Annotated in this window: 8 protein-coding genes; 3 read left to right on the top strand and 5 right to left on the bottom strand. The window is 69.3% G+C overall.

Annotated features, from left to right (window positions below):
* Positions 1 to 76: 76 nt before the first annotated feature.
* Entirely contained in the window at positions 77 to 538 is a 462-nt protein-coding gene (locus ACX28W_RS03515) for a MaoC family dehydratase (protein WP_362086179.1), read from the bottom strand.
* Positions 539 to 643: 105 nt separating this feature from the next.
* Here ACX28W_RS03515 and soxR point away from each other — a divergent pair, with 105 nt between their 5' ends.
* The gene (soxR, locus tag ACX28W_RS03510; RefSeq protein ID WP_458997257.1) at positions 644 to 1,153 is read left to right on the top strand and encodes a redox-sensitive transcriptional activator SoxR; all 510 of its coding nucleotides are present in this window, start codon (positions 644 to 646) and stop codon (positions 1,151 to 1,153) included.
* A 116-nt stretch (positions 1,154 to 1,269) separates the two neighbouring features.
* Here the strand turns inward: soxR and ACX28W_RS03505 are convergent, their stop codons facing one another.
* On the bottom strand, positions 1,270 to 2,337 hold the full coding sequence (locus ACX28W_RS03505; protein ID WP_458997256.1) for an RNA ligase (ATP): 1,068 nt from the start codon (positions 2,335 to 2,337) through the stop codon (positions 1,270 to 1,272).
* 149 nt (positions 2,338 to 2,486) lie between these two features.
* Here ACX28W_RS03505 and ACX28W_RS03500 point away from each other — a divergent pair, with 149 nt between their 5' ends.
* Entirely contained in the window at positions 2,487 to 3,236 is a 750-nt protein-coding gene (locus ACX28W_RS03500) for a hypothetical protein (RefSeq protein WP_458997255.1), read from the top strand.
* Here ACX28W_RS03500 and ACX28W_RS03495 read toward each other — a convergent pair.
* Both ACX28W_RS03495 and ACX28W_RS03490 read right to left on the bottom strand, forming a co-directional pair.
* A complete protein-coding gene (locus ACX28W_RS03495; protein WP_458997254.1) occupies positions 3,233 to 3,967 on the bottom strand; it encodes a 3-keto-5-aminohexanoate cleavage protein in 735 nt (244 codons plus the stop codon). The two genes, ACX28W_RS03500 and ACX28W_RS03495, sit on opposite strands and share 4 nt — an antisense overlap.
* A gap of 148 nt (positions 3,968 to 4,115) precedes the next feature.
* A complete protein-coding gene (locus tag ACX28W_RS03490; RefSeq protein WP_458997253.1) occupies positions 4,116 to 4,718 on the bottom strand; it encodes a hypothetical protein in 603 nt (200 codons plus the stop codon).
* A 350-nt stretch (positions 4,719 to 5,068) separates the two neighbouring features.
* Between ACX28W_RS03490 and ACX28W_RS03485 the strand changes: the two genes are divergently transcribed.
* Positions 5,069 to 7,870, top strand: coding sequence for a penicillin acylase family protein (locus tag ACX28W_RS03485; RefSeq protein ID WP_458997252.1), 2,802 nt, complete (start codon positions 5,069 to 5,071; stop codon positions 7,868 to 7,870).
* A gap of 121 nt (positions 7,871 to 7,991) precedes the next feature.
* Here the strand turns inward: ACX28W_RS03485 and ACX28W_RS03480 are convergent, their stop codons facing one another.
* On the bottom strand, positions 7,992 to 9,257 hold the full coding sequence (locus tag ACX28W_RS03480; RefSeq protein WP_458997251.1) for an exo-beta-N-acetylmuramidase NamZ family protein: 1,266 nt from the start codon (positions 9,255 to 9,257) through the stop codon (positions 7,992 to 7,994).
* Positions 9,258 to 9,607 lie beyond the last annotated feature (350 nt).

The following is a 9,607-nucleotide window of genomic DNA, read 5'->3' as shown; positions in this document are numbered from 1 at the left end:
CCACCTCGGCCTACTCCAACTCGCCTGCAGCATCATCTGCTTGAGACGACTCCGAACCTCATTCTGAAACGATCAGTTAGAGGTAGTACCGCGACACCGACTCCGCGACGCATACCGGCTTGTCGCCGCCCTCCCGCTCCACGGTGAAGGCCACGGACACCTGTACGCCGCCGGTCACGTCGTCGACGCCCGTGATGGTGGCGGTGGCGCGCAGCCGCGAACCGACCGGCACGGGCGCGGGGAAGCGGACCTTGTTCGTCCCGTAGTTGACGCCCATCTTCATGCCCTCGACCTTGATCAGCTGCGGGCCGAAGAGCGGGAGCAGGGACAGCGTCAGATAGCCGTGCGCGATGGTCGTGCCGAAGGGGCCCGCGGCCGCCTTCTCCGGGTCCACGTGGATCCACTGGTGGTCGCCCGTGGCCTCCGCGAAGAGGTCGATCCGCTTCTGGTCGATCTCCAGCCAGTCGGTATGGCCCAACTGCTCGCCCACCGCCGCCTTCAGCTCGTCGACGGATTCGAAGATCCTCGGCTCTGCCATGTCCCTGACCTCCCGCGTAAATGTCTAAGCGACTGCTTAGCATGGTCGGATGCGGGGCCTATGTCAACGGACCGGGCCCCTGACGAACTGGGTAGGGTTGGAGAGGTGCCCCAGATCCCTGAGAAGATCCATGAGCTGACCGTCGGCCAGCTGTCGGCCCGCAGCGGCGCCGCCGTCTCCGCCCTGCACTTCTACGAGTCCAAGGGCCTGATCAGCAGCCGTCGCACCACCGGAAACCAGCGCCGCTACCACCGGGACGCACTGCGCCGCGTAGCCTTCGTCCGGGCCGCGCAACGCGTCGGCATCCCGCTCGCCACCATCCGCGAGGCGCTCGCCGAACTCCCCGAGGAGCGCACCCCGACGCGCGAGGACTGGGCCCGGCTGTCGGAGGCGTGGCGTTCCGAACTGGACGATCGCATCAAGCAGTTGAGCAGGCTGCGGGACCATCTGACCGACTGCATCGGGTGCGGGTGTCTGTCCCTGGAGAACTGCGTGCTGTCCAACCCGGGCGACGTCTTCGGTGAGCGTCAGGCGGGCTCCCGGCTCATGGTGGAACGCGTCACCGCGCAGCGGAAGCCACCGGAGCGGCCGAAGGAGCCCAGGGACTGCTGCTGAGCAGCGCCCCGGGCTCCGTATGCCCGACGTATGTCCGACGTATGTCCGACTCGACGGTTCGACTACGCGTACCCCGTCGCCGTCCGGCTGACTGCACGTACTGCTTCTCCGTCCGTCTACTCGTACTCCGTGCCGCCCTTGCGCGTCAGATACGCCGGGCTGACCGCCTTCGCGATGGCCCGGCCGCCGGTCACCGGGCTGTAGCGCTCGGTGGCCGGCCGGATCACCACGCCCTCGCGCAGATGCAGCTCCCGCCCGGACACGGTCTCCCGCCCCGAGGTCACCTCCAGGACGCGATCGATGTCGTACGGCCCCTCGTACAGCCGGGGCACCAGCGGGAGTTCGCCGTCCAGCAGCGCCGCCGCGTCCAGCCAGCGGACCGTGCCGTCGATCTCCGCGGACACGTCGAACACGGCATAGCCGAGGCTCTCGCGGCGGCCGTCGGCGCCGTACGACAGGTCCTGTACGCCTGCCCCGTACACCTCCCCGAAGATGCCGACCCGGCGCGCTCCGAGCCGCTCGGCGAGCCGGGCCGCGGCTGCCGCGACCCCGTGGCCGTGGACCGCGCGCCAGTACAGATTGCGCGGATCCTCGGTGAGGGAGAGGGACTTGGCGCCGAAGCCCTTGGAGGAGACGTGCACACGGTCCTCGTCCGCGAGGTACGTCAGCAGACAGGCCGAGCCGTGCAGCTTCTCCGTCAGGACGACGGGCTCGCCCGGTGCGAAGATGTCCGGGTACCGCTGGATGTTCTCGATGTCGACCCAGGACAGCAGATCGGGCGCGGACTCGACGTCGCCGTCCATGGTGGGCGGGATCGGCGGAACCCACTTGACGACGCCGAGCGCCTCGGCGAAGTCGGTGCCGTCCGCCGCGGCCCGCGCCAGGTCGACGTCCGCCAGCGCCTTCGGACGGCACACGAGCCCCTGCGACAGCTCACCGCGCAGCCGTACGGCCTTGACCCGGTCCGACGCGCTGCCCGCGAGACGTCCGGTCAGGCCGAGTTCCTCGATCAGCTCGGCCGGGAGCACGGACTGCTCCGGGATGTAGACGGCGTGCTCGCCGGTGCGGTAGGCGCCCTTGGCGACGACGGCTCGGTACAGGCCGACCTGGGCCAGTTCGAGCGCGTCGGCGTTCGGATGCTCGTGGATGGTCAGCACTTCGGCGGTGACGCGCAGCGTCGACATCGGGACTCCTCAAGTACCTCAGCTGGGTTTCATCGCCCCCAACTGTCCGGAGCGGAAAGGGGTGGAGCGAGCGGATTTGCGGCTGGTACCGTCGGGCTCTTCGGCCGGCGCGACGCCCGTCGACCGGAGTACCGACAGGATCACCTCTCATGTCCCCTTCCCCTGTCCCTTCCTCGTCGTCGCCTGTGGACGCGACCCGCGCGCGACTGGACGCGGCGGTCGCCCGGGTGGAGTCCGTCTTCGCCGGGATGCGTGTCGTCTCCGAGGAACCCGCCTGCTCGCACTGCTACACGGCGGACGAGCTCGCGCTGCTGCGCACGCCCGACGCGGTCCTGCCGGACGACCTCGTGCTGCACTTCTTCCACGAGTCGCCGGGGTTGATCGACAATCTTGACGAGGTGGTACGGCGACTGCTGCCGCAGTTCGCCGCGTACCTCGCCGCCGGCCGGTTCAGCGGCATGGGCTTCGCGCAGACCGGACTGGGGCGGGTCGACTGGCGCGGCTGGCCGCGCGGACAGGCCGAGGCGATCGAGGAGTTCATCGAGGCCTGGTGGCTCGACTTCCTGCGCGACGACTCGTCGCCGCACGTCGTGACCGACGTACTGGAGGTCGCCTCCGACATGGCCGGGACGGTGACGCCGCTGCTGGCACTCTGGGCCGCTGAACCCCGGGGCGGGCGTGCGGACGCGCTGCTGGAGCGGTTCGTCGAGTCCCGCGGCGACGAGCTTCTCCAGGACGACCCGACCGTGCTGGGCTTCTGGTGCGACCGTCAGGACCTCATCGCCGAACTCCAGCAGTGGCTCGTCGACCATGCCGTGGACCGCCTCACCGCGTACGGCACCGACGACGACACCATCCTCGAGCTGTTCCTCCTCACCCTGCCCCGCGCCTCCCGCTAGGGCCTGTTGTCGGACTCCTGTCGGCCGTACTGAACGAGCCCCTCCGCCACCAACTCGGCGTTGGACACCGCCCGCTCCCCGTCCGGCAGGACCAACGTGTCCTCCAGGCCGATCCGGGTCGCAAGCCCCAACCGTCCCGCGATTCTCAGGACCGGCCAGGTGCCGCCCTCCTCGCCGTGCAGCAGGACGGGGCGGCCGTGAGCGGCGCCGAGGTCCGCGAGGAGGGACCGGGCGGACTTCTCGGCCGTCTCCGGGGAGGTGTCCCTCACCTCGGCCAGCACCCGCAGCACGCGCGGCCCGAGCGGAGACGTCGCGAACCGGGCGGCGCCGTCCGTGCCGGACCAGATGCCCGCCTCCACGCCTATCCCGCGCTCGAGGAGCGCCGTCGCGACCTCCTCGGCGCCGGGCTCGTGCCAGTTGACCGAGGCGTGGTCGGGCAGCACGGTCCAGGAACGAACCCGCTCCACCCGGGCGGCGGGATCGGGCTCGGCCCAGGCGCCGGTGGTCACGCCGACGGGGACACCCACCCGTGCCCGTATCGCTTCGAGCGTCGCCGCGACCGCCCTCGGCGACAACGTGTCATGGCCACAGGGCGACTTGGGATGGACATGGATGTCCGACGCCCCGGCCGCGACGGCCCGGGCTGCGGACTCGGCCATCGCCCCCGGAGACATCGGCACGACCGCACCGTCACCGGTCCCCCGGGCTCCGTTCAAACAGACTTGCACCATGCCTCGATAGTGCCGGACACCACTGACAATCCCGGTGGGTGCAACGCCCCGACCGGGGCGCGGGGAACTGCGCGCCCAGCCACGAACAACCCGCGGCCGACGACTCACCCGCAGTTCCCGTTCCCAGCCGCTCAACCCAGCGGAGCGCTCACGCCGACACCAGCAGCCGTCCGCGCCTGGCCTCCGCCAGGGCCTCGGGTGTCAGAACGGGCCGCGGCACGACAATTCCGCAGCCTGTGCAGACCGGGCCCGAGGACGGTTCGTGGGCCAGGTCGTACTTCCAAGTGAGGCGCTCACCGGCGCACACCGGGCAGCTCGCGCCCGGCTCGCGCTCCAATGCGGCGATCAGCCGGCGCAGTACCTCGGCCAATGATTCGTGGGGGTGGATCCGCGGGTCGTCGCACCACGCGACGCCGAAACCGCCCCAGGTCAGCCGGTGCCAGTCGTCCACGCTGCCCGGCCTGCGCAGCCCGTCGTGCTTCTCCTTCTTGCGGCGCTGCGCGAACTCGACCTCGTAGGCGAGCCAGACGGACCGGGCCTCCTCCAACTCCTCCAGTGCGGCCACGAGCCGCGCCGGATCGGGGGAGCGGTCCTCGGGGCCGAACCCGGCCCGGGAACTCAGATGGTCCCAGGTCGCCCGATGTCCGTAAGGGGCGAACCGCTCAAGGCACTTGCGCAGTGAATAGCGCCGCAGTGCCAGATCGCACCTCGGATCGCGCACCTGTCTCGCCAGACTCCGAAAACCGGCCATCGCCCTGCACCTCCGTCACACCTGCACCTGTACTTCGGTCACTTCGGCGTCGTCGTACGGACGTCGCCGAGTAGACGTATCGACACGCGATTCGGCTCCATCCAATTTCCGATGAGCGCCATAAGCGACTCTCCGAACTCCCCCCGGCCTACCTCCCCTCGCTGTCAGAGACCTGTTGAAACGGCTGTGGGATGGGATCGCCGGGCGTCAGCGGCCCGCACAGTCCGGCGATCCCTTAAGGCGATGAACTGAACAGCCCAGTGATCGTTGAAAAGTTGACGCATGTTCATCTTCAAACTCGGGGATAACCGGCGGTAACGTCCGGCCCACCCCCGTCGGGAGGATCCGCCATGCCACGGCGCACCCCACGTATCGCCCTCGACAGACTGAGAACTCCCCGAAGATTCCCCAAGTTCCTGGGCGCCGCATCCATCTGCGTCCTCATAGCCGGCTTGCTCTCCCCGCTGACCCAGGCGGCGGCCGCCGACACCACGGCCACGTCGGCCACGCTCGCCGCGAACGACTACTGCGGCGGCCAGTGTTCGGACATCCTCCCGGCCGGCCAGAACGGCAATGCCACCCTCGCCCAGATCCTCCTCAACCAGGCCTTCGGCTCCCAGCCCGCGCACGCCGAGGACCAGCTCGGCCCCTACGCCAACCTGGCCTCGGGCTACTCCACGCTCACCGACGCCAAGATCAACGATTTCTTCAGGGACGCGTCGTTCGGAGTCCCGGCCGACCAGGTGGAGTCGACCACGAACCCCGGTGGCCGTACCGACGTGACGATCGTCCGCGACAAGAAGACCGGCGTTCCGCACATCACCGGCACCACCCGCTACGGCACCGAGTACGGCGCCGGGTACGCCGCCGCCCAGGACCGGCTGTGGCTGATGGACGTCTTCCGGCACGTCGGACGCGGCCAGCTGACCCCCTTCGCCGGTGGGGCCGCCTCCAACCAGGGCCTCGAGCAGGAGTTCTGGCGCACCGCGCCCTACACCGAGGCCGATCTGCAGGCCCAGATCGACAACGCCACCTCCAACAACGGCGCCCGCGGTCAGCAGGCCCTCGCCGACGCCAAGGCCTACATCGACGGCATCAACGCCTACATCGACGCCTCCGACAGCGGCCGCTACTTCCCCGGCGAGTACGTCCTGACCGGCTGGAAGGACTCCATCACCAACGCCGGCACCATCCAGCACTTCAAGCTCACCGACCTGGTCGCGCTGGCCTCCGTCATCGGCGCGCTCTTCGGCTCCGGAGGCGGCGGCGAGGTCAACAACGCCATCTCGCTGCTCGCCGCCCAGTCCAAGTACGGCGTGGCCGAAGGCACCAAGGTCTGGGAGTCGTTCCGGGAGCGCAACGACCCCGAGGCGGTGCTCACCGTCCACAACGGCGAGAGCTTCCCGTACGCCTCGAAGCCCGACACCGCACAGGGGCAGGCGCTGCCCGACGCCGGCTCGGTGGCCCAGGAGCAGCTGGTCTACGACCGCACCGGCAGCGCGGCCACCACCAGTGCCACCAGCGCTTCGACCACGGCGGCCACCGCCTCCCTCAGCTCGGCCAAGCGCGGCATGTCCAACGCCCTCGTGGTGAGTGGCAAGGCCACCGCAAGCGGCCACCCGATCGCTGTCTTCGGCCCGCAAACCGGCTACTTCGCGCCACAGTTGCTGCTGCTCCAGGAGATCCAGGGCCCGGGCATCAGCGCCCGCGGCGCCTCCTTCGCGGGCTTGAGCATGTACGTCGAACTCGGCCGCGGCCAGGACTACGCGTGGAGCGCCACGACCTCCGGCCAGGACATCATCGACACCTATGCCGTCGAGCTGTGCCAGGACGACTACCACTACCTCTACCACGGCACCTGCACGGCCATGGAGAAGATCGAGCAGACCAACGCCTGGAAGCCGACCACCGCCGACGGCACCGCGGCGGGCTCCTACCGGATGCAGGTCTATCGGACCAAGTACGGCCCGGTGGAGTACCGCGCGACGGTCGGCGGCAAGAAGGTCGCGTACACCACGCTGCGCTCCTCCTACATGCACGAGGCCGACTCGATCATCGGGTTCCAGATGCTCAACGACCCGGACTACGTGAAGAGTCCGGGGACCTTCCAGAGCGCGGTGCAGCACATCAACTACACCTTCAACTGGTTCTACGCCGACTCCACGCACACCGCGTACTACAACAGCGGCGACAACCCGGTGCGCGCCACCGGCATCGACGCCGAGTTCCCGGTCTGGGCGCAGGCCGCGTACGAGTGGCAGAACTGGGACCCGGCCACGAACACCGCCTCCTACACGCCGCCCGCCGCCCACCCCAACTCCATCGACCAGGACTACTACATCTCCTGGAACAACAAGCAGGCCAAGGACTACACCGCTTCCTCCTGGGGCAACGGCTCCGTCCACCGCGGCAACCTCCTGGAGGACCGCGTGAAGAAACTGGTCGCCGCGGGCGGGGTGACCAGAGCGTCGCTCACCAAGGCGATGGCCGACGCAGCGGTGGCCGATCTACGGGCCGAGGACGTGCTGCCGAAGCTGCTGAAGGTCATCAACAGTTCGACGGTCACGGACACCACGGCCGCGGCGGCGGTCAGCAAGCTCTCCGCGTGGGTGACGGCCGGTGCAAAGCGGACGGAGACCTCGGCGGGCTCCAAGGCCTACGCCAACGCCGATGCGATCCGCATCCTGGACGCCTGGTGGCCGCTGCTGGTGAAGGCCGAGTTCGAACCGGGCCTCGGCGCCGACCTGTACACCGCCATCTCCACCAACCTCCCCATCGACGAGTCGCCGTCGGCCGCGCACGGCCCGACCGGCGCACACGCCGGTAGCTCCTTCCAGTACGGCTGGTGGAGCTATGTCGACAAGGACATCCGGTCGGTGCTGGGGGAGTCGGTGCAGGGCGGTCTGGCGCAGAAGTACTGCGGAGGCGGCAGTCTCAGCGCCTGCCGGGACATCCTGATCGGCACGCTCAAGGAGGCGGCGGGCAAGACCGCCGCGCAGGTCTATCCCGGCGACGACCAGTGCGCGGCGGGCAACCAGTGGTGCGCCGACTCGGTCGTCCAGCGGACGCTCGGCGGCATCAAGCACTACAACATCAGCTGGCAGAACCGGCCGACCTACCAGCAGGTGGTGGAGTTCACGTCGCACCGGTAAGGGTGAGGGTGCCTACGTGCCCACGGTTGTTGGCCAACAGGCGTTGCATCTACGCTTGTTGGCCAACACCAGCTGTGGGCGCATCAGCCTACCGGGGCAGAGGATTGGCCATACGCCTGGCTCATCCGTAGCGGAGGTATGCCTTCCGTGTCCGCCGGAAGGCACTCAACTCGTCCTGCCAGGCCGCCACGATCTCATCGGTCGTCGCCCCCGCGTCGATCATCGTGCGTACGCTCGTGGAGCCGGTCAGTTTGTCGATCCAGTTGTCGGAGCGCCAAGCGAAACCGCTCCACACCTTCTTGGCGGTCACCAGCAGCGCGACGCCGGTGCGGACAGGGTCGTACGCGGCCCGGTCGTGCACATGGATCTGGACGCCGCCGATCGTCTTGCCCTGGAACTTGGAGAAGGTGGGGGCGAAGTACGCCTCCCTGAACTGCACGCCGGGCAGCCCGAGTCGATTGACCGCATCGGCCCACCGCCGATCGATCCCCTCCGCGCCGAGCAGTTCGAACGGGCGGGTCGTGCCGCGTCCCTCCGACAGGTTCGTCCCCTCGAAGAGGCCGGTCCCGGAGTACACCAGGGCGGTGTCCGCCGTTGGCATGTTCGGGCTCGGTGGCACCCAGGGGAGGCCGGAGGCGTCGTGGAAGTCCGACCGTTTCCAGCCCGTCATCAGTACGGTGTCCAGCGCCACCGGCGTCTTCAGGAACTCCCCGTTGAACAGCTGCGCCAGCTCCGCGACCGTCATGCCGTGCGCCTGCGCGATGGGCTGCCGTCCGACGAACGTCGCGAACTCCTTGTGCAGAACCGGCCCTTGGGCCGCCCGCCCGGTCACCGGGTTCGGCCGGTCGAGGACCACGAAGTGCTTGCCCGCGAGTTGCGCGGCCTCCATGCAGTCGTACAGCGTCCAGATGTACGTGTAGAAGCGCGCGCCCACGTCCTGGATGTCGAAGACGACGGTGTCCACGCCCGAGGCCGTGAAGATGTCGGCAAGCGGCTGACCGCTCTTCAAGTACGTGTCGTAGACGGGCAGTCCGGTCGCGGGGTCGTCGTGGCGGCCCTCGGAGCCGCCCGCCTGCGCGGTGCCGCGGAAGCCGTGTTCCGGGCCGAAGACGGCGATCAGGTCCACGCGGTCGTCGGCGTGCATGACGTCGACGATGTGGCGTACTCCCCCACTCTCGGCTCCGCTCGAGCGGGAGGGGCCCCCACTGGTGACGCCGGTGGGGTTCGTGACGACGCCGATCCGCCGGCCGCGGAGGGTGGCGTAGCCGGTTGCTTGGAGGTGCTCGAAGCCGGTGCGGAGGGGCTGGCCGGGGGCTGCGGTGGCAGGGGTGGCCGCGAGGCCCGCTGCGGCGGTGGCTGTGAGCAGGGCTCGTCGGGACAGACGCATGGGGACCTCCGTGATGGCGGAAGGTTGGCTCAGGCACGCTAGGGCCTGTCCGGCGGATCATGCCGGAGGCGCGGGGTCTGGTGCGCCGATCTGCGGCGTTGTCGTCGGTTGCCGACTCCCCCAAGTTCTCGGCTTCGCTCGAACAGGGGGGACCCCCATCGCGTCGACGCCCTCCTCCGCCTTGCAGCTCGACGCACCAGACCCCGCTCACCTGCGCTGACAAGGTGCCGCTGCTTCCCTCCGACCTGATCCGCCGGACAGGCCCTAAGCGCTCCCGCAGAGGATCGTAAGCAGCAATGGCCGTCTGTCGCTTGTCGCGCCCACGTGGTGGCGCCGCATATGCAGCCGCA

The sequence above is a fragment of the Streptomyces sp. SD15 genome (assembly GCF_054462255.1).
The sequence above is the reverse complement of the archived record's forward strand: the minus strand, read 5'-3'. Positions and strand labels throughout refer to the sequence as shown.

Bases quoted from the DNA above. Each gene is read 5' to 3' on its own strand.
- ACX28W_RS03505 (WP_458997256.1), bottom strand. From the start codon at position 2,337: ATGTCGACGCTGCGCGTCACCGCCGAAGTGCTGACCATCCACGAGCAT.
- ACX28W_RS03480 (WP_458997251.1), bottom strand. From the start codon at position 9,257: ATGCGTCTGTCCCGACGAGCCCTGCTCACAGCCACCGCCGCAGCGGGC.
- ACX28W_RS03490 (WP_458997253.1), bottom strand. From the start codon at position 4,718: ATGGCCGGTTTTCGGAGTCTGGCGAGACAGGTGCGCGATCCGAGGTGC.
- ACX28W_RS03515 (WP_362086179.1), bottom strand. From the start codon at position 538: ATGGCAGAGCCGAGGATCTTCGAATCCGTCGACGAGCTGAAGGCGGCG.
- ACX28W_RS03500 (WP_458997255.1), top strand. From the start codon at position 2,487: ATGTCCCCTTCCCCTGTCCCTTCCTCGTCGTCGCCTGTGGACGCGACC.
- ACX28W_RS03495 (WP_458997254.1), bottom strand. From the start codon at position 3,967: ATGGTGCAAGTCTGTTTGAACGGAGCCCGGGGGACCGGTGACGGTGCG.
- ACX28W_RS03485 (WP_458997252.1), top strand. From the start codon at position 5,069: ATGCCACGGCGCACCCCACGTATCGCCCTCGACAGACTGAGAACTCCC.